The following is a 21056-nucleotide window of genomic DNA, read 5'->3' on the forward strand; positions in this document are numbered from 1 at the left end:
AAATGGGAAAACAGATTTTAAATTAATAGAAGAAATAAAAGTGGAAAATAAAATAGAAAATATAGAAAAAAAAGGACAAAAAGAAGGAGTAAAGATAAAAGAAATATTTGCAACAGAGGAAGTGAAAAATAAGAAGATAGAAACAAAAAACACAGAAAAAATAAAAGGAAAGATAAATAAAATAATAAAAGAAATAATAGAGAAAGAAAACAAATTGCCAGAAGGGATAAAAAAAGAAGATTATATATTTTATAAAGAAAAGTTAGGATTAATTGTTCCAAAATTAGATGAAGCAATTCTATTAATAACCCAAAAAAACGTTATAAGTTCTAATATTCTGAAGAAAGATAAAAATGAAATTATAAAAGTAAAATTTAATACAGGATTGGTAGGATATATAGAAAATAACAAAAAAGAAAAAATGAAATTAATTTTATTAAATGAAAAAACAAAAAAAATTGATAATACGGATAGTAATATTGACATATTAAAAAGTGATTTAAAAAGCATAATAGAAAATAAGATAAAAATATTTAAAAGAAGCAATGAAAAAAATAAAATTTTATATTCTGATGAAAAGATGGATTTACTAATAGCAAAGCGTTCTTTGGAAAAAAATACTTTGAAGAAAGTATTAAAGGAAAAAACCAGTATTACATCGAAAAATATAATGTCTAATGTAAAAATAATAAAAAAGATTATTTTAGATGATGCAGAAATAATACTAAAAAAGAAGAATTCTGATATAAATGTAAAAAATATAATTAAATATATGGATTCCATAACATATAAAATATATAAAAATGATTATAAAGAAGGTGAAAAGAATATTCTAAATTTAAAAACATTGAATAAATATAGAGGGAAAACGAACTTAAATTCAAATAATGTTAATTATTTACATCCGTTAATAGAATTAAATAATTCAAGTAATAAAAACAATAACGTATACGTGAAAACTGTTTCGCTAAATAAAATACTACCTGAAATGCAAAATCTAATTGAAAAAGCAGAAAATTTTCCAAAATATTTTGAAAGAACGGTATTTAAAATTAATCCTCCAGATTTAGGAAATATTGAAATTACAATAATAAAATCACACAAAAATGTAAAGATACAATTTTCATTAGAAAATAATGAGAACAGGAAAGAATTAGAAAAAAGAATAGAACCATTATTGATAAATTTAAAAGAAAAATATGAAAAAGTAGAATTTTTATTTGAATCTGAAGTTGAAAAACAAAATAAAGAAAATCATAATAATGATCGTAATAATAATGAAGAGGAAAAATTTTCAGATGAAAACAAATCTTCTAAAAAACATGAAAAGAAAAAAAGCGAAGACAAACAATTTTTTAATATTTTAAGAGGTGAATATTATGATTAATGGGATAAACAATTTAAATTATTTTTCACCATCCTCTCAATTAAATAGCAATGAGCCTAAAAAAGAATTAGATAAAGATGCTTTTTTAAAAATATTAATGACACAGTTAAAATATCAGGATCCAACAAATACAATGAATGATAAAGAATTTATCTCGCAAATGTCGCAATTATCTTCTACTGAACAGATTATGAATATGAGTAAATCTTTTCAGGAAATGGTTTCTTCACAAATGAATTTATTTAAAGTTCAGGCTTCCAATCTAATAGGAAAAACTGTTGTGGTAGAAAATAACAAAATAAATTTAACAGGTGGTTTTTCAGATGCAATTGTTTATAATCTTGAAGAACCAACAAAAGTATATGTTGACATATATGATAAGAAAAACAATTTAGTATATACCAAAGAATTAGGAATTCAGGAAGAAGGAATGAAAACTTTCAATTGGGATGGAATAAGTACTAACGGAATAAAAATGCCTGATGGAGAGTATAAATATGAAATATACACATTTAGAGATGGAAAAAAAGAAAAAATTGGTGGATTGGATGGAGGAAAAGTTGATGCAGTTCAATTTGATGACAATAAATTTTATGTATTAGTAAATGGCCAAAAATACAGTACAGAAAAAATCATAGAGATATCGGAAATATAAAATAATATAAATATAGGAGGAGATTATTATGTTAAGAGCAATGTTTAGTGGTCAAAGTGGATTGAAAAATTTTCAGACACAATTAGATGTAATAGGAAATAATATTTCAAATGTAAATACAGTTGGATATAAAACATCAAGGGTAACTTTTCAAAATACATTGTCTCAAACATTATCAGAAAGTAGAGGTGCAAGTGGACAATTTGGTGGCACAAATGCCATTCAAGTTGGGCTTGGTTCTAAAATAGCTTCTATAGATAAAATAATGACACAGGGGTCACTTCAAAATACAGGTAATAAAACAGATATGGCAATAAAAGGAGAAGGTTTTTTTGTTTTATCAGATGGACTTTCAAAATATTTTTCAAGAGCAGGTAATTTCACATTGGATTCAGAAGGTCATTTTGTAAATCCTTCAAGTGGAATGAAGTTACAAGGATGGAATGCGAAAATTACAGATACTGGAAAAAGATATATAGATTCTAATGAACCAATACAGGATATTACAATTTCACCTAATTTGGTAATGGAAGCAAGAGAAACCACATTCTTAAATTTATCAGATAATTTAAATTCTGATGTTGGAATAAAGGAAACAACAATGACAATAAAATCCTCTTCTGGAGATGTTGTTCCGGTAAAATTTACATTTGAAAGAATAATGTCAGAACAATATAAAGACAGAATTGTATATAGATGGCATGCCGAACCTGTAGATCCAGATAAAAACTATGAATTGCTTGGAGGAAGCAATTATGGAGAAGTCGAGCTTGATGAAGTTGGAAATGTATTAAGATGGTCTAATTACCCAGGGCATGTTGTAAGAGCAAATGCAGCAAATGATTTTAATTCATCATTTCCTGCAGGTTCAAGAATAGATTTAGGTAAAAATGGTATAGATTGGCCATTAAGAGCTTATGGAGATGTTTCTGTTTCAGATAGTAATGGAGCACCTGTTACGCTGCTATCTCAGGATGATGATGATGGAAGTGGAACTATAGATGCATCAGATAGACCAGATATTTTAATTTATAGAGATGCTACAAATCCAAATCAGGTAACAGTACAGGTTTCTGATAATGCTGGAACTACATATACAGGCACAATTACAACAGATGGTACATTTTATGATTTAAATAGATTATTTGCGCAAGGGGTTACATTAGATGATGGTGCAGGAAATGAGATAACATTAAAAAATTTGATATTAGATTCAGGTGTTTCAGAATCCGTAGCGTTATTGCCAGTTGGTCAGGCAAATGCGTTGTCTGTAGAACTTTATCAATCAAGTTCTGATGATAAGACAGAATGGGGACTTGATGGAATATATATGACAGATACAAAAGGAGAATTAATACCAAAATATCAAGATGAAGATAATAGATTACAATTAACAGATGGAACTAATCAAAGAGATGTGAAATTTTTAGGTGGCATATCTTTAAAAGATAGTCAAAACAATGAAGTTTTTTATGATCCGAGAGATATATCTTTTAGTGTAGATGCAACTGGCAATGTTACAATAACTCTAAAAGTAGAAGAAAGTGGAACACTAAAAACTGTAACGTTTACAGATGCTGACGGAGATAGTACATCTGCTGATACAGTTGAAGAATTTAATTCTAAAATGGAAAGCGGTTGGAAATCTGCAGATGGGAAATATACAATTTCTGGATTATCCGTTATTGAAGCAAATGCAACAGATACGTTTGTGGATACTACTACAAATACAAGTGGTGAAACTTCTGAAGCTGGTACCGTTCGATATATTGCAGCAAAAAAAATAATTCAAACACCAGTTTCAGGAGAGTTGAGATTAATTGATACAGAAAATTCACAGAATTATAAAATAGCAGAGTATGAAAACCCGAATGTTGTGATATCTACAAAGGTTTACGATTCGCTTGGAAATGATTATGATATTAATATAAAATATTCAAAAATTTCTGATAATACATGGTATTGGAAGGCAGAAACAGTTGATGGACAACCATTATATAAAATAACCGAGGACGGAACAACAACATCAGATCCTGCAGAAGGTGTAATAGCGTTTGATGGTAAAGGACAATATTTAACCTCAAGATGGAGATTGGATTCTGTTGGATATGTTGATTATAATACTTCAGATAATGATAATGGTTCAATAGGTTTCTGGTTTGATCCGGCAAGCACAGGTGCATCACCTAATGAAAGAGTAGCTCCAGCATCTGTTGCTGCTGCAGGACCTGTAAAAGTGAATTTAAATATGTATGATTTAACACAATTTGCGGCTCCAAATTCTGTTAATATTGCAGATCAAGATGGAAATGCAAAAGGAGTATTACAAAATTTTACAATAAATGATTTAGGCGAAGTTTTAGGTATATTTTCAAACGGGAAATCTGACTTAATTGCACAGGTAGCAGTAGCTAAATTTACAAATCCAGGTGGATTAATAGATATGGGAAATTCTATGTTTGCTCAAAGTGAAAATAGCGGTATTGCTAAAATAGGATCATTTGGTGAAGAAGGGGCAGGAACATTAGTGTCAGGAGCATTAGAAATGTCAAATGTAGATTTGTCAGAAGAATTCACAAAAATGATTACAGCTCAAAGGGGTTTTCAGGCAGCAGCAAGGGTAATAACTACATCAGATCAAATTCTAACAGAACTTGTAAATCTCAAAAGATAATAATTTATAGATTTTAAATTAATTTACATTAGAGAAAATAATTATTTTGTAATATAATCACCGGAGGTGTGTTATTTGATTAAAGTAACGAATTTAGGAGGTAAAGAGTTTTATATAAATCCAGATATGATTGAAAAAATAGAGGCAAGACCAGATACAACAATTCTTTTAAATAATGGACATATTTATATAGTAAAAGAAAATATAGATGAAATAATTAAAGAAATAGTAGAATTTAAAGGTAAAATATTTTCTGCTGGTTTTCAAAGAGGTGATTAGATGGATATTTCAAGTATTGCTGGACTTGTTTTGGCACTTGCTGCAATAGGAATTGGAGCATCAAGTGATCCTACGGCTTTAGTTGATGGAGCATCGTTTTTTATCACGGTTGTAGGGTCAATAGCCGGAATGTTTATAGCAGCTCCTAAAGATGTATCATTTAAATTTTTTAGTGCAGTAATGATGGGTATTAAAGAACCTAAAATAGATGCTGTAGACACCTTAAAAACATTATATTCCTTTGCAGAAAAAGCAAGGAGAGAGGGGCTTATTTCTTTAGAAGCAGATTTGGAAGGATTAGAAAATGAATTTATGAAAGATGGATTAAGAGCTGCTGTTGATGGAACGGATCCAGAAGAAATAAGAAAAATTCTGGAAATAAAAATGGAATTATTTGAAGCAGAACAGGGAAAATGGGCAAGTGTTTTAAATACATGGGGAACGTTAGCACCAGCATATGGTATGATAGGAACGTTAATTGGTCTGATAATGATGTTAAAAACCTTGAATGATCCAACAACAATAGGACCTAAAATGGCAATAGCACTTATTACTACGTTATATGGAGCATTTATTGCAAATATTTTCGCTTTGCCTATAGCAGAAAAGATTGGTAGGAGAACAGGATTGCAGGTGAATCAGTTGAGAATGATAACAGAAGGAATATTATCTATAGTTTCTGGTGAAAATCCAAGACTCATGGAAGAAAAATTAAAAGCATTTTTATCACCAGCAGATAAACAAAAATATGAGTCTGAAAAAGAAGGGTGATTTAAATGGCAAAATGTAAAAAAGAAGAAGGGCCACCACCACCACCTGGTTGGATGGCAACATTTAGTGATTTGAATTCATTATTAATGACATTTTTTGTTATGTTATTTTCTATGTCTTCGATTTCACCTGGAAAATTCCAACAGGCAGCTGTTAGTTTTAGAAGTCCTTTTAGTGGGACTCCACCAAGTGTTTTAACGGGGGGGCGAAGTCTTTCAGAAGAGAGTCTGATTACTTCAAATCCTGGTATAAGAGTTGAACTTTTCAGACTTCAGGATAATCCAAAATACAAAGGAAGAATAACAATAGAGGAAAATGATAGAGGAACAATTATTAAAATGCAAGATATGGCATTTTTTGAACCAGGAAGTGCCAGATTGACAGCGGATGCAAAAGAATTGTTATATAAACTGGGTATAATATTAATAGAACATTCTAATAATGAAATAGAAATATATGGTTTTACAGATGACAGACCACCTCAAAATACATCAATATATCCATCTAATTGGCATTTAGCAGCAGCCAGAGCAGCAAGTGTTGCTAAATTTTATGCGGATGAAATGAAACAAAAAAGAACGCTTGAAAGATTAGCAGAGGTAAAAGAAGGAAAATTTGATCCAGAATATTATTATAATGCAGATAGATTCTTTCCAATTGCAGTTGGAGATAAAGATATAATAAATGATATAGAAAATTTAAAATCAAATATAGAAGCACAAAAGCTAAAATTGAAAGAAGATTTTGAAGAGGGGAAAATAAATATTTCCAATATGAAATCAGAAGAAAAAAAGTTAGAAGAGCAATATAAAAAAAATTTGGAAATTTTGAGAAAAAGATATAGAAGGATAGATTTATTGATATTGAGGCAGCGCTTAAGATAGTGAGGTGAATTTTAATGGCTGATGAAGAAATTCAAGAAGAAGGCCAGGAAGAAGGTAAAAAAGGTCCTAATATTATATTATTATTGATAATAGCCATTGTTGTATCTGTAGTATTATCAGTTGGTGGAGCTTTTTTTCTCATAAACATCTTAGGTAAAAATATAGTTCAACAGGCTCAACAACAAGCTCAACAACAGGCTCAAGGAGTTCAACAAGCACCACAGGTAGGATTGGCAGAAGTGATACGTGAAGGTCACCAAAGACAGTTTATGCTAAAAGGCGGTAATGAAATAGCTATAGTAAACGCTTTGCAATTAAAAGTGGGAAGTGATGAATGCAGAGCGGCAATAGCTGAATATAATGTGGAAATATTAGAAGCAATAGGATTAATATTCATTACGAAAACACGTGAAGATTTAACTACTGTTGAAGGTAGAGAAATATTAAAAAATCAAATAAAAAATGCAATAAATGAGATTACGGGATTTGTTGGTGAAAAGGAGAAATTTGGAGTAATTCAGGTTATTATAGATATAGTAGTAATTACATCAGCTTATTAAAAAGGTGGTGAAAGTATGCCTCCAGATAATGAAACATTATCCCAAGAAGAAATAGATGCGTTATTACATGCCATGGAGGCAGGGTCATTAGCTGTTTCCAATGTGAATGAAGAAGAAGATATTATGGCTAATGTTCGGGAATATAATTTCCGAAGGCCAATGAAGTTCTCAAAAGAGCAATTGAGAACATTGCAGCTTATTCATGAAAATTATGCAAGAGATGTATCAACATATCTTTCTTCACGCGCAAGGTCATATGTGAATGTTACTTTTGCCAGTGTTGATCAGATAACCTTTAGTGAGTTTCAACAATCATTAACAAGTCCAACATTTATTTCAGTATTTTCAACAGATATACTACCAGGAAGCGCCGTATTTCAAATGGGCCTTGATATTGGTTATGTATTAGTCGATAAATTATTAGGAGGGCCTGGAATACCTCTTGAAACATTAAGAACACCTACTGAACTGGAACTTGCAATTTTAAGAAAAGAAGGATTATCGTTAATAAAAGCTTTGAGTAAAGCATGGGCAACAATTGTTCCTTTTGATACAATACTCGAAAAAACAGAGTTCAATCCTCAATTTGTTCAAATAGCAGCACCAAATGAAATGACGGTGTTGATTACGTTATCAATAAACTTTAAGGATATTCAGGGATTTATAAATGTTTGTTGGCCTTCATCTCTATTAGAGCCGATTAATGAAAAATTAACAACAAGATTATGGTCGCCTGATCGAAAAACCACTCAAAAACAAATTGAAAAATTGAAAAATTCTGTGTTAATGACCAAAGCAGATGTAAAAGCTATATTAGGTGAAACAACAATACAATTAGGCGATTTTATTAATATTGATGTAGGAGACGTAATAAGATTGAATTCATTTAATGATGAGCCTATAAATATAACTGTTCAGGACACACCTGTTTTTAAAGGAATGCCTGGAATTTATAAAGGTCATTATGCAATAAATATAGAAAAAGAAGATCCAGAATTGCTTGAAAAGGTTTTAGTTGAAAGATATTTGAAGAGTTTGAAATAGGGAACAATAGCGGAGGTGTGTTACATGTCAGATGAATTTTTATCTCAAGAAGAATTAGATGCATTATTACAGGGATTAAATCAAGATGAAACAACGTCAAATCAAGAAAGTACAAATACCAGTTCTTCCCAAATAAACAGTGGAGCAACTCAAGTTGATCCAATTATATTAGATTTAGTTGGAGAAGTGGGAAATATTGCTATGGGAGCTGGAGCAACAACCCTGTCTACGTTATTAAAAAGAAAAGTGGATATATCCAGTCCTACTCCGTTAACTTTATTAAAATCAGAAATAAAAAATCAATTCTCAGGGAAATACGTGATAATTTCAATAAATTACAAAGATGGTTTAAAAGGTACAAATTTTTTCCTGTTTCCTGCAAAAATTTCATCTATAATAGCCGATCTCATGATGGGTGGAACAGGAGAAAATGTTCCAGAAACATTTGATGACATATCAATAAGCGCTTTAGCAGAAGCAATAAACCAAATGATGGGTGCTTCAGCAACATCTTTATCAGAATTTTTAAATACCAAGGTAGATATAACACCTCCGCAAGTAGAAGTTTTAGATTTTGACGATCCTAATGTATCATTTCCACCCGAATTAGAAGGAGCATCTGAAACCATAATAGGTATTAAATTTATTTTAAAAATACAAGGACTACAAGAAGGAGAAATGTGGCAATTTGTACCAATAGATATAGCAAATGATATAAAAAATAAAGTATTAGCTGCTCAAAATGTAGATGTTAATAAAGGTCAGAAAACTGCACAACCACAACCACAGATGCAACAACAAACTGTACCGCAACAAATGCCAATGCAGCAACCGATGTATCCACAACAAATGCCAATGCAGCAACCGATGTATCCACAACAAATGCCGATGCAGCAACCGATGTACCCACAACAAATGCCAATGCAGCAACCGATGTATCCACAACAAATGCCAATGCAGCAACCAATGGGATATATCCCACCAGAACAACAGGTTAATGTTCAACCAAAGTCATTTAATCAAATTTCAGGAAGTCCTATAGAACCTACTGAAAATGTTGATCTTGAAAAATTACAACTTTTATTTGACGTTCCACTAAATGTATCAGTAGAGCTTGGTAGAAGAAAATATTCTTTAAGAGATATTTTAAATTTTCATCAGGGTTCTATGATTCAACTTGATAAACTTGCAGGTGAACCTGTGGATATATACGTAAATGGAAGGTTAATAGCCAGAGGAGAAGTTGTTGTTATAGATGAAAATTTTGGAGTTAGAATAACAGAAATAGTATCATTAGAAGAAAGGTTGAGAGCTTTAAAATGAAGAGAAAAAAAATAATTTTTTTAATGTTTTTCCTTATTTCAGTTAATATGATTTTTTCCTATAATGTGATAGATGTTTTTTCAAAATATACAAGACTCGGGGAATTAAAAATAGACCTAAACATAAAATTTGAGGTGGATTCGACTCCCACCTCTGTTTTGATGGATATATACATTGATAATTTTAAATATTTTTATTTTAGAATAAAAGAACCTTCAATTTTATCTGGTATTGACTACTATTATGACCTTCACAATGATGAATTTTTAACGGATCTGGAAAAAGATGTTGATAAGTATAAAGGTATAAAAAACAATCTGGAAATATTTAGAAATTTTATCAGAATTTTATCAGTAACATATTCTTCCGATAAATTTTTTATTAAAGAATTAAAAGAACAAAATTATAAAATATTCTATTTTTATCCAAAGTCCAAAAATGCTTTAAGATTTTTAGGTATTGATTACACGCAAATGAAAGTATATTTAAAAGATGAAATGGGAATAAGTTTTTTAGAAAAAATAGAATTTTTAAATTCAAATAACAAAAAAAGAGTTGAAATAAAACTTAGAATAATACCATATAACACCCAATTTATCAAGAAAAAATTATTGGAAATTCAAAAGTAATTCAGGATATTTATAATCTTTAAATTGCTTTAATAAGACATCTTTTCCGTGTGTTTTAAATGTTTTCAAATAGTTTAGCTGATTATCAATTAATTTTCTATCTCCAGGTCTTCCATGACCTGGGATTATTATATTTATCTCCTGTTTTTTTAATTCTTTTAAGATTTTAATCCAATTGTCAATATTTGATTCGTTTAATTCAGAATGTATTTCAGAAACTATAATATCACCAGTAATAACAATATTCTCTGGATAAATTTTATAAATAGTTGAATCTTTTGTATGCCCACCTAAAGTAATCCCACTTATTACTGTTTTAGAAGAAGTATTTAAATTATCTTTTCTAAAAACATTAAACTTACATTTGGATAATTTTTTTTGTAAATTAGAAAAATCAAATTCAGATTCTTCAGAGATTTTTTTTAATAAATTATCATCATATTCAAAAAGTTTCATAAGAGTTTTTTCGGATAAAATGATTTCAAGTTTTTCATAAAAAATAGCGCCAAATGAATGATCTGGATGATGGTGGGTTAAAAAAACCTTTTTTACAGTTTTTTTTGTTCTCAATTGAACCAAATCTATAATTTTTTTTAATTTTTCTGGATATAATGAGGAATCGATTAAAATAACTTCCTCATTTAACTCTATGGCTGTAACATTACTTGCAAAGTTTTCAAACCAGAAAACCAGTATTTTGTTTCCAATCACTTCTAACATAAGTGCTTTCCTCCTTAAATGTATTTCATTTAATAATTCTTTATATATTGATTTTTTTCCTTAAAAATGATAAAATAGTTTGTAATACAAACAAAGTTCAGGGGGTGTTCAAAATAATTAAAGAGTTTTTTAAAAAAAATTGGTGGAGGTATTTAATAGGTGTAATATTCTTATTATTTATTGATTATATGCAAATATTTATTCCAAGAAAAATTGGAGCGATAATGGATGATTTAAAAACAATAGAAGATATGAGTGTAATAAAAACGTCCATTTATTCAATTTTAATATTGGCATTTTCAATAATGATTGGAAGATTCATATGGCGTTTTTTTATATTTGGAACTTCAAGATTATTTGAATTTAAAACAGCCAATAAAATGTTTTCACACATATTAGATCAATCATATGATTTTTATGACAAATGGCGAACGGGAGACTTGATGACCAGATTTACAGAAGATTTAAATTCCGTAAGAATGGCAATGGGCCCGTCTATTGTAATGATAATTGATACAATTTTTATGTCAACAATAACGATAATTGCAATGATGAAATTTGTAAATCCTAAATTAACAATATTATCATTAATTCCTTTACCCATAATAGGATTAATAACATTATTTTTTGGTGGTTTAATAAGGAAATTATTTAAAAACCTTCAAAAAACGATTTCAGATTTATCTGACCATACAGAAGAAAGCTACGCAGGGATACATGTAGTTAAAGTTTTTTCATTAGAAAATACAATGAAAAAACGATTTAATGAAAGATCACAAAAATATTATGACGCTCAAATGAAATTAATAAAAACCTGGGGTTTGATGTTTCCGCTAATACAATTTTTAGCATCGCTTTCAGGAGTTCTTGCAATCTATTTTGGTGGAAAAATGGTAATAAATAATGAGATAACCTTTGGGCAGTTAGTAATGTTTTATTCGTATATAGGAATGCTTGTTTGGCCAATGATGGCGGTAGGATGGGTTGTAAATGTATTACAAAGAGGGAAGGCCTCTTATCAAAGATTGATGGAAATAATGAAATCAAAATCAAGTGTCTCAGAACCAGATGAAATAAATAAAAATTTTGAATTTAAAGGACATATAAAAATTAATAATTTAAATTTCAAATATCCAAATACGGAAAAATATGCTTTAAAAAATATTAATATGGAAATAAAACCAGGAGAAATGGTAGCATTTGTAGGTAAAATAGGTTCAGGTAAATCGACTCTTCCAAAATTATTATTGAAATTTTATCCAGTTGAAAATAATACAATTTTTATAGATGGAATGGATATAAATAAAATACATTCTAAAATTATTAGGGATAATATAGCCTATGTTCCTCAAGAATCATTTTTATTTTCAATGCATATAGAAGATAATATAAGTTTTGCACACCCTGAAGAAGTAGAAAAATCTCCTGAATATGCTAAAATAGCAAACGTTCATGAAGATATAATGGAATTACCAGAAAAATATAAAACATTAGTTGGTGAAAGAGGAGTTACTCTTTCTGGTGGGCAAAAGCAAAGGGTTTCTATAGCTAGAGCTTTAGCTAAAAACGCACCATTTATTATATTGGATGATTGTTTATCTGCAGTAGATACCGAAACTGAAGAAGCAATAATAACAAATCTTAGAAATAATGTAGTTAATAAAACAATGATTGTTATATCGCACAGATTAAAAGCAGTTAAAAATGCTGATAAAATTTATGTTTTTGATAATGGTGAAATAATAGAACAAGGAAATCATAATGAATTATTATCATTAGAAAGTGCATATTATGGAATGTATATGAAACAGCTAATTGAAGAAAAGTTGGAGGAGGAATAATATGCGAACAGCTCATACAGACATATTAAAAGAAGAAAATCAACGAAGTGTATCTAATATGAAAATATTTTCTATGTTGTGGAAATACATGAAAAAATATTATGTAATATTAATATTTTCTTTTTCATTTTTATTCCTATCCACTGTAGTGGATTTAACAATACCCACTGTGATGAGGTATGTAATAGATAATGTGATAAATTCAACATATAAATTTAAAATAGAAAATAATGAATTCATTTCTTCACCGGAGGGGAATTACATATTAAAAAATATAGAAAACAAATACTATATGACAAAAGGAAATGAAAAAATACCAGTAAGCAATGAATTTGTCAATAAAATTAAAGAGAAATCATTAAACGATATTACGATATACTCGTTAATAATAGTTTCGCTTTTTTTTGGACAATTATTATTTAATTATGGGCAAGTGATATTTTCAAATTTATTAGGTCAAAAGGTTATTTATGATATAAGAGATGAATTATATACTCATATTCTTTCTGTTCCTTTAGATTTTTTTACAAAAAATCCAACGGGGAAAATTACAACAAGAACTGTAAATGATACTCAAAATTTATCACAATTTTTCACAGATGTATTAACAAGTTTAACAAAAGATATTGCAATTATAATAGGAGTTATAATTGTCATGTTCAAAATGAATATTAAACTCTCAACATATGTAATATTAATGTTTCCTTTAATAATGATATCAACATGGATATTTGGCGTATTGGATAAAAAAATATACTCAAAAACACGAACAAGGATTTCAGCAACAAATTCTTTTCTTGCTGAAAATATATCTGGAGCCAATGTTACAAAAGCATTTAATCAGGAAAATAGAAAAAGAAAAGAATTTTATGATTTAAGCCACAAATTATATAAATCAAGAATGCAGCAAATAATATTGAATGGTTTATTTCGGCCATTTATGAACGTAATGTATTATATTACAATATCTCTTTTGTTCTGGTTCGGAGCAAAATTATTTAAACAAAATATTGTATCTTTTGGAATACTGGTTGCTTTTACATCATATATAGATATGTTTTTTAGACCTTTATTTGATATTGCAGAAAAATATGATATATTACAAAATGCGTTTGCTTCAGCAGAAAAAATTTTCAGACTAAAAGAATTAGAACAAGAAGATTTTGGTAGAGGAAAATACAAAGAGATAAAAATGGGGAGTATAAAATTTAAAAATGTGTCGTTTGCATATGAAAAGGAGAATTATATATTAAAAAATATATCCTTTAAAATTAAAGAAAAGGATAATGTAGCAATAGTAGGTGAAACGGGCTCAGGAAAAACCACTATAATTAAGTTAATAAATGGATTATATATACCTCAAATGGGTAATATATATATAGACGAAAAAGATTTAAATGATTATGATTTACATGCATTAAGAAGGCAAATTGCCGTAGTTCCGCAAGATGTTTTTCTATTCACAGGGACAATATTAGATAATATCAGAATGTTCGATGAAACAGTTAGTGAAGAAGAAGTAGTAAATGCTGCTAAGCAGGTACATGCGCATGAAATGATTGAAAAATTTCCAGATAAATATTATACAAAAATTTTAGAAAGGGGAAGTACATTATCAGCTGGCGAAAGGCAATTAATAGCATTAGCAAGAGCAGTAGTGTTTAAATCAAAAATAATAATTTTAGATGAAGCTACAGCAAATATAGATGTAGAAACAGAGTATTTAATTCAAAAAGCAATGGAAAATCTGATAGGCAAAGTAACTATATTATCAATAGCACATAGATTATCGACAATAAAAACAGCAAGAAAAATATTAGTCGTTCATAAAGGTAGAATAGTTGAAGAAGGAACACATAACGAATTAATGAATAAAAGAGGAATTTATTATGATTTATATAGGTTGCAATATAGCACGTAATAAAAAAGAAATTATAAGAGATAGATTATAAAAAAAATTGTGAAATTTATACCTTGATAATAAACAAATCCCGGTGGAAGCCGGGATTTTTTTATTTTATATTGTCATTAAAAAAAAATATGTTATAATAATTATGTATTTAAAACCAACGTTAATTTTTTAGCAAATTAAAGAATTATTATAAAAATTAACGTAATTATGCGATCACCTGATATAATTATAACGTTAATTTTTTATGTATATACAAATAAAACTATAAAATAAAGGAAGGGGTGTATTTAAATGGCAAAAAGGATTTTTTTTATTGGTATCATAATTATTATGCTTGTATCTATATTATTTTCTCAAGACTATAGAAAAGCCTTTGAGTCATCTGGTAATAAACTTGCAAATTATATAAACGTAATGCAAAAAAATAAAATTATTGGTATTCTTCCATTTGAAGCTGATAGCGAAGAAACATCTGTTTTATTATCTGATATATATGCATATTATTTAAAAATAAATAATATCCCAATTGTTGACAGGAAAGAATTACAAAAAATTATAGAAGAAATAAAATTATCAATGACAGGAATTGTGAATGAAAAAAATTCTTCTAAAATTGGTGAATTGTCAGGGGCAGATTTATTATTAACTGGTAATATGAATAAACTAGGAGATGTTTATTTTATTACTGTTAAATTAATAGATGTAGCATCTTCAGAAACATTATTTATTGATACATTAAATTTTGAAGATAAAGAATTTATAACAATAAAAAGAGTCGAAGAATATTTTGCAGAAAGGAAATATCCTTCAACAGCATTGTTTAGATCGGCATTAGTACCAGGGTGGGGACAATTTTACAATGATCAGCCTATTAAAGGTTCTTTCTTTTTTATTTCTACTTTAGGAGGAATAGGAACGTCTTATTACTATTTTTCTGAATATCAAAAATATATTAATACAACGAGTGAAGGTGAAGAGATGGTAAAAGATCAAGAAAAAGCTACAAATAATTTTAGAAATTTTACATGGGTAGTTGGGATTACCTTTTCAATATGGATAATTAATATTATCGATGCATATATGAATGCAAGATAAGGAGGGGGAAGTAATGAAAAATAAGAAAAAATATTTAATTGTTTTCTTTTTAATTGTTATACTATTGATTTTAAATTCCTGTGTTAATTTAAGAGCAACCTCATCAATTCAAGGACATATAAATTTGAAGTTTACTGATCAATTAGAAGGTACTTTAGTGAAAGTAAAAGGGACAAATATCACAACAAAAACTGATCCAGATGGAAATTTCATTATAAAAAATTTAAATTATGAAAAAATCACATTGCAAATATCTAGAGATGATTATGAAGCAAAAGAAATTAATGTAAATTTAATTCCAGGATCTGTCGTTTCAGTTAATACATCATTAGTATATAAATATGGTATTTTAAAAGGCAGTATATCTGGTACAAGTAATGATAATGAAATCAATATAATTTTAAAGAATATTAATAATGAAAGTAAAAGCATAACTCAAAAGGTTATCAAAGGCTCTGGCATTTTCTTTTATGACAAAATTGAACCTGGAGAATATATTTTAGAAGTTGAATCGTCAGGATATGATACCGTTAAAAAAAATATTGTAATAATAAAAAATGAAATAACAGAAGTTGAACCTATTATTCTTGAAAATAACCTAGGAGATTTAGAAGGGAAAATAACATTACCGTTCACAGAAGAATTATCAAACACACAAATAATAATAAAAGACAAGAATAAGAAAATTATAGATACATTAACAACAGACAACAACGGTAAATTTAGCAAAAAAGGATTAACAAAAGGAGAATACACACTTGAAATAACAAAAGAAAAATATGAAAGCAAAACAGCAACAATAACAATAAGTCCGGGAAGATCATTCTACTATGAAGATGCATTAATATATAAATATGGATTTATCAAAGGGTCAATAATATTCTCAAATACAGCATATACAAAAGGGATATTATCATTAACAAAAGAAGGGACAGAAATAAAAACAAAAACAATAACAAATAATGCTGATTTTCGTTTTGAAGATATAACGCCTGGGAAATATACAATAACATTCAACGGTAACGGATATGAACCAATAACCATAGATATAACAGTAGTAAAGAATAAGGAAATAAATGTAGGGACAATTAGTCCTGGATATATTCTAGGAGATTTAGAAGGGAAAATAACATTACCGTTCACAGAAGAATTATCAAACACACAAATAATAATAAAAGACAAGAATAACAAAATTATAGATACATTAACAACAGACAACAACGGTAAATTTAGCAAAAAAGGATTAACAAAAGGAGAATATACACTTGAAATAACAAAAGAAAAATACGAAAGCAAAACAGCAACAATAACAATAAGTCCGGGAAGATCATTCTACTATGAAGATGCATTAATATATAAATATGGATTTATCAAAGGGTCGATAATATTCTCAAATACAGCATATACAAAAGGGATATTATCATTAACAAAAGAAGGGACAGAAATAAAAACAAAAACAATAACAAATAATGCTGATTTTCGTTTTGAAGATATAACGCCTGGGAAATATACAATAACATTCAACGGTAACGGATATGAACCAATAACCATAGATATAACAGTAGTAAAGAATAAGGAAATAAATGTAGGGACAATTAATACTACTTATATTTTTGGAGACATACAGGGCCTTATTCAACCCATGAGAATAGATGGAACAAAAGACAATATCGCTGAAAAATCTGATTTTCTTATTAAACTATATGACTCATCAAATATAGTTATAAAAGAAACAACAACCAATACAAAAGGTGAATTTTCTATAATTGGCGTTCCTGAAGGTGAATATTTATTAAAAGTTTTAAAAGAAAATTACATTACAAAAGACGTTGTTGTAGAAGTAAAAAGGAATCAATTAACTTCTGTTAACACAATTGAAGTATTGCCCGGAGGTGAAGATAAAGGCTGGGTAAAAGGAAAGGTATATTTAGAAGATAAAAGTGCCGATTCTAATAGCGGAATAATTGTTGTATTTAAAAGAGAGAAAAATACAGCCTCCACACTTGCAATAAAAAAAGTAGATAACTCAAAAATATTGAACAAATTTAATAAGAAACTTCCTATTAAATTAAACGAAGAAAATATTGAGTATGAAATTATTGATACAGCTGTTACTGACTCATATGGTAATTACAGCACATTATTACCATCTGGTAATTATGTCATAGAATTTTCAAAAGACACCTATGAATCAACAGAAACAAAAACAAATGTTGAAAAAGGAAAGATTATAGAACTAAATCCTATTCAATTAAAGAGGAAGGTAACAAAATTATATGGTTATATAACTCTACCAGGAAACATAGATAATTCTGGTGCTGTTGTTGATGTTAATGGACTAAGAGAAGTAACAAATAAAAAAGGATATTATGAAATTATAACTAAAGTTGGGACATATAAAATAAAAATATCTAAAGAAAATTATAAATTGTTTGAAGAAATGGTAAGTATTTCAGATGAAAGCAGTATGTTATATTCTAAAACTTTAGAACCATTAAAAGGTTCAATAGAAGGATTTGCAGGATATAATGTAGAAAATATTACAAATCAAGAGGGCATAACAGTAACTCTTGAAGGTACGACTTTAGATATGTCATTAAATGAACAAAATATATTCTTAACAACAACAACTGATAGCAACGGACATTATGTAATAGGGAATGTTCCTTTTGGTAATTACAAAATAACATTCTCTTCTCAAGGATTTACCTCAGTAACATTAGAAAATATAAAAATCATGCCAAATCAAAAAATGGTATTAGAACAGATTATAAAGTTAGATGAAGTTCCAAACAGTGGTTCTATATATGGTAAAGCATATTTAAAAGACTCTTCAGATATGAGTGGAATACATGTTCTTGCTAAAAAAAGAAATGGCCCAGGTTATAGCACAATAACAGATAAAGATGGAAGCTTTGTATTTCCTAAAGTAGAGTCAGGTATATATGATATAGAATTTTCAAAATTTTCCTATAAAACTGTAAGAATAGAAGAAGTAAAAGTTGAAGTTGGAAAGATAATAAATTTAGAACAAACACCTCTTCTTGAAAGAGCGTCTGGAAGAATAATAGGAACAATACATCTTCAAGGTTGGAATCATTATGAAAATATAAAAGTTGAATTATTAGGTGATTATGAAGAGGAAATTGGATATAGATTAACAACATATACAGCTACTGATGGAACATTTGTATTAGATGCGCCAATTGAACAAAACTATAATGGTTTAAAAATATACAAAAATGAAGACTTTGAAACATATGAGTACAAACAAAACTTCCAAACAACAGAAAATGGAACATATGAAGCATTCAATGGAGAGATTTTAACTTTAAAAGCTTTGTCGACAACAGTAACAGGAAAAGTAACTATATCTTCAGGCTTTGATAGTTTCTTAAATATAAAGGTTGAATTGCTATCGAAAAACAGCACAGCAACCTACGAAACATATACTGATGAAAATGGAACTTTTATGTTCCAACACATACCAATTGGTGAATATATACAAAAATCAAGTTTCCCGCAATGCGGATATGTTCTATCAGAAGTAAAAGTTACACCTGCAGAAAAAATAATAACTAATGATGTAACATTAATTCCTAATGCTGGACAGATTAGTGGTTATGCTAAATTAAAAGATATGCAGGATAGTTCTGATATATCTGTAACCCTTGAGCCATTTGATACAAATACACAAAAAATCAATTATTTTACCAAGACAAATGCAGATGGAAGTTATATTTTTGGCAGTGTACTTGCGGGGAAGTATAAATTAAGAGCTTCTAAAGAAGGTTGGAATGAACAAATAATAGATGAAATAACCGTTGAAGAATTAAAAGAAACATTTGCAAATCAATTGGAATTAGTTGATATAACACCACCAACTTTAACGAAGATTTTAATAAATGGCGGTGCAAATACAACAGACAATGCTAAGGTAATTATTTCAACATTTGCTGAAGATAAAGGTTCTGGTCTTGGCCAGATATTAATTTCAAATACTTCAGATTTCTCAAATGTCACATGGCAAAATTATGAATTTCAAAAAATACATTCAGTAGATACACAGTCTGGAATAAAAACAGTATATGTAAAGGTTAAAGATAAAGCTGGTAATGTGAGTGAAGTAAAATCAGCAACAATAGAGGTTGTTGACTTACCAGATATGACAGATCTTATAGATTATTTACATGGAAGAATTGTTGAAAAGGATGTTGTTATTACAAAAGCCCAATCACCATACTATGTGAGCGATAGTATAAAAGTAAATGAAGGTGTGACAGTAACAATAGAACCAGGGGTTACACTTGTATTTAAAACTGGAATGAAGTTTATAGTCGATGGATATCTTGTAGCTGATGGTTCAACTGAAGAAATAGTATTTAAACCGGAAAATGAAAATGATACATTTGAGATAGTAATAAATGGAAAACCTGTAGATAATAAAAATACATTAACAAATTTAAGAACAAAGAATCTAAAAACAAACATATTAAATCGAAATATATTAAAAGAAAAAATACAAAGAGATATTGAAGAAACAATTTCAGAAATCGGCTTGACCCCCGAAAATTAGACAAAAAATAAGTAAATCTCATTTTTTCACAGAAACGAAAAAATCAGAAAAATCATAAGACAAAATAAAATCATTGAAATTATCATTAAAAAGATAAAAAACGAAATCAGGAGTAAGATACTTTAAAGACCCATGAGGTCTAAGATGATTATAAAAATAAATATAGGACATATAATAATTATAAACATCATCGATATCGTTAAAAGTAATATATTCAACAAATTCTCTTTGAACAGAAGAATGAAATGATTCAATAAAAGCTTGAGAATTAGGGTTATTTTTATATCCAAATTCATGAGTAATATTGAGATCACTCATAAAAATATCAGTAATATTAGCTTTAAATTGAGGCCCATTATCAGTTCTAATAATTAAATTTTGAGGGGTAGCATTTCTGTATTCAATAGCCTGTTTAACAGTATTGATAAAATCTTTAGCTTTAATAGAATTACCAATATAAACACCAACAATTGACCTATCAAAAGAATCGATAATACTTAGAATACCAACAAATCCATTAGTTTTAGTAAAAACAAATTTAATATCAGCTTCCCAATACTGATTAGGACCAGTAATATTATGATTTTTAGGTCTTTTTTTAGGATGTTTTGAATGACGATGATAATTTCGAGTTAAATTAAGTTCTTTTCTTAATCTATGAATTTTTTTGTGATTAATAATAATACCATATTTTTGCTTAAATACA

The 21056-nt window shown here is 28.4% G+C and carries 16 protein-coding genes; 14 read left to right on the forward strand and 2 right to left on the reverse strand.

The window, feature by feature from the left end; all coding sequences use genetic code 11:
* From XO12_RS10035 to XO12_RS10080, 10 genes are all read left to right on the forward strand, one after another.
* Positions 1 to 1387 (forward strand): flagellar hook-length control protein FliK (locus XO12_RS10035; protein WP_175420232.1); only part of this gene is annotated, 1387 nt, incomplete at its 5' end.
* On the forward strand, positions 1380 to 2042 hold the full coding sequence (locus tag XO12_RS10040; protein ID WP_047265902.1) for a flagellar hook assembly protein FlgD: 663 nt from the start codon (positions 1380 to 1382) through the stop codon (positions 2040 to 2042). The genes XO12_RS10035 and XO12_RS10040, both read left to right, overlap by 8 nt.
* 28 nt (positions 2043 to 2070) lie before the next feature.
* Entirely contained in the window at positions 2071 to 4716 is a 2646-nt protein-coding gene (locus tag XO12_RS10045; RefSeq protein ID WP_052913202.1) for a flagellar hook-basal body complex protein, read from the forward strand.
* A 66-nt stretch (positions 4717 to 4782) separates the two neighbouring features.
* Positions 4783 to 4995 carry a flagellar FlbD family protein gene (locus XO12_RS10050; protein WP_231580385.1) on the forward strand — a complete coding sequence of 71 codons (213 nt, stop codon included), beginning with the start codon at positions 4783 to 4785 and terminating at the stop codon, positions 4993 to 4995.
* Positions 4996 to 5766: a motility protein A gene (locus tag XO12_RS10055; RefSeq protein ID WP_047265904.1), complete on the forward strand. Its 771-nt coding sequence runs from the start codon at positions 4996 to 4998 to the stop codon at positions 5764 to 5766.
* Positions 5767 to 5771: 5 nt separating this feature from the next.
* The gene (locus XO12_RS10060) at positions 5772 to 6650 is read left to right on the forward strand and encodes a flagellar motor protein MotB (protein WP_047265905.1); all 879 of its coding nucleotides are present in this window, start codon (positions 5772 to 5774) and stop codon (positions 6648 to 6650) included.
* 14 nt (positions 6651 to 6664) lie between these two features.
* On the forward strand, positions 6665 to 7210 hold the full coding sequence (gene fliL / locus XO12_RS10065) for a flagellar basal body-associated protein FliL (protein WP_047265906.1): 546 nt from the start codon (positions 6665 to 6667) through the stop codon (positions 7208 to 7210).
* A 15-nt stretch (positions 7211 to 7225) separates the two neighbouring features.
* Positions 7226 to 8254: a flagellar motor switch protein FliM gene (fliM, locus tag XO12_RS10070; RefSeq protein WP_047265907.1), complete on the forward strand. Its 1029-nt coding sequence runs from the start codon at positions 7226 to 7228 to the stop codon at positions 8252 to 8254.
* A gap of 24 nt (positions 8255 to 8278) precedes the next feature.
* Entirely contained in the window at positions 8279 to 9577 is a 1299-nt protein-coding gene (fliY, locus tag XO12_RS10075; RefSeq protein WP_047265908.1) for a flagellar motor switch phosphatase FliY, read from the forward strand.
* Positions 9574 to 10206 carry a hypothetical protein gene (locus XO12_RS10080; RefSeq protein ID WP_047265909.1) on the forward strand — a complete coding sequence of 211 codons (633 nt, stop codon included), beginning with the start codon at positions 9574 to 9576 and terminating at the stop codon, positions 10204 to 10206. Before fliY ends, XO12_RS10080 begins: the two co-directional genes overlap by 4 nt.
* On the opposite strand, the gene XO12_RS10085 is transcribed toward XO12_RS10080, so the two are convergent.
* Positions 10186 to 10926, reverse strand: a complete 741-nt coding sequence (locus tag XO12_RS10085; RefSeq protein WP_175420233.1) for an MBL fold metallo-hydrolase — start codon at positions 10924 to 10926, stop codon at positions 10186 to 10188. The two genes, XO12_RS10080 and XO12_RS10085, sit on opposite strands and share 21 nt — an antisense overlap.
* A 104-nt stretch (positions 10927 to 11030) precedes the next feature.
* Here XO12_RS10085 and XO12_RS10090 point away from each other — a divergent pair, with 104 nt between their 5' ends.
* The 4 genes from XO12_RS10090 (at position 11031) to XO12_RS10105 (ending at position 20350) form a co-directional block, all read left to right on the forward strand.
* A complete protein-coding gene (locus XO12_RS10090; RefSeq protein WP_175420234.1) occupies positions 11031 to 12767 on the forward strand; it encodes an ABC transporter ATP-binding protein in 1737 nt (578 codons plus the stop codon).
* 1 nt (position 12768) lies between these two features.
* Positions 12769 to 14688: an ABC transporter ATP-binding protein gene (locus XO12_RS10095; protein WP_052913203.1), complete on the forward strand. Its 1920-nt coding sequence runs from the start codon at positions 12769 to 12771 to the stop codon at positions 14686 to 14688.
* A 282-nt stretch (positions 14689 to 14970) separates the two neighbouring features.
* Positions 14971 to 15774 (forward strand): DUF5683 domain-containing protein, encoded by an 804-nt coding sequence (locus tag XO12_RS10100; protein ID WP_047265911.1) that lies wholly within the window; start codon positions 14971 to 14973, stop codon positions 15772 to 15774.
* A gap of 13 nt (positions 15775 to 15787) precedes the next feature.
* Positions 15788 to 20350: a carboxypeptidase regulatory-like domain-containing protein gene (locus XO12_RS10105; protein WP_175420235.1), complete on the forward strand. Its 4563-nt coding sequence runs from the start codon at positions 15788 to 15790 to the stop codon at positions 20348 to 20350.
* An 18-nt stretch (positions 20351 to 20368) separates the two neighbouring features.
* Here XO12_RS10105 and XO12_RS10110 read toward each other — a convergent pair.
* Positions 20369 to 21056: IS3 family transposase (locus tag XO12_RS10110; RefSeq protein WP_175420236.1), on the reverse strand; the 688-nt coding region annotated here is incomplete at its 5' end.

The organism is Marinitoga sp. 1154, assembly GCF_013363285.1.
Lineage (GTDB): Bacteria > Thermotogota > Thermotogae > Petrotogales > Petrotogaceae > Marinitoga.

Excerpts from the sequence above, each read along its gene's own strand:
- XO12_RS10040 (WP_047265902.1), top strand. The coding sequence starts at position 1,380 with ATGATTAATGGGATAAACAATTTAAATTATTTTTCACCATCCTCTCAA.
- XO12_RS10045 (WP_052913202.1), top strand. The coding sequence starts at position 2,071 with ATGTTAAGAGCAATGTTTAGTGGTCAAAGTGGATTGAAAAATTTTCAG.
- XO12_RS10055 (WP_047265904.1), top strand. The coding sequence starts at position 4,996 with ATGGATATTTCAAGTATTGCTGGACTTGTTTTGGCACTTGCTGCAATA.
- XO12_RS10060 (WP_047265905.1), top strand. The coding sequence starts at position 5,772 with ATGGCAAAATGTAAAAAAGAAGAAGGGCCACCACCACCACCTGGTTGG.
- fliL (WP_047265906.1), top strand. The coding sequence starts at position 6,665 with ATGGCTGATGAAGAAATTCAAGAAGAAGGCCAGGAAGAAGGTAAAAAA.
- fliM (WP_047265907.1), top strand. The coding sequence starts at position 7,226 with ATGCCTCCAGATAATGAAACATTATCCCAAGAAGAAATAGATGCGTTA.
- fliY (WP_047265908.1), top strand. The coding sequence starts at position 8,279 with ATGTCAGATGAATTTTTATCTCAAGAAGAATTAGATGCATTATTACAG.
- XO12_RS10080 (WP_047265909.1), top strand. The coding sequence starts at position 9,574 with ATGAAGAGAAAAAAAATAATTTTTTTAATGTTTTTCCTTATTTCAGTT.
- XO12_RS10085 (WP_175420233.1), bottom strand. The coding sequence starts at position 10,926 with ATGTTAGAAGTGATTGGAAACAAAATACTGGTTTTCTGGTTTGAAAAC.
- XO12_RS10095 (WP_052913203.1), top strand. The coding sequence starts at position 12,769 with ATGCGAACAGCTCATACAGACATATTAAAAGAAGAAAATCAACGAAGT.
- XO12_RS10100 (WP_047265911.1), top strand. The coding sequence starts at position 14,971 with ATGGCAAAAAGGATTTTTTTTATTGGTATCATAATTATTATGCTTGTA.
- XO12_RS10105 (WP_175420235.1), top strand. The coding sequence starts at position 15,788 with ATGAAAAATAAGAAAAAATATTTAATTGTTTTCTTTTTAATTGTTATA.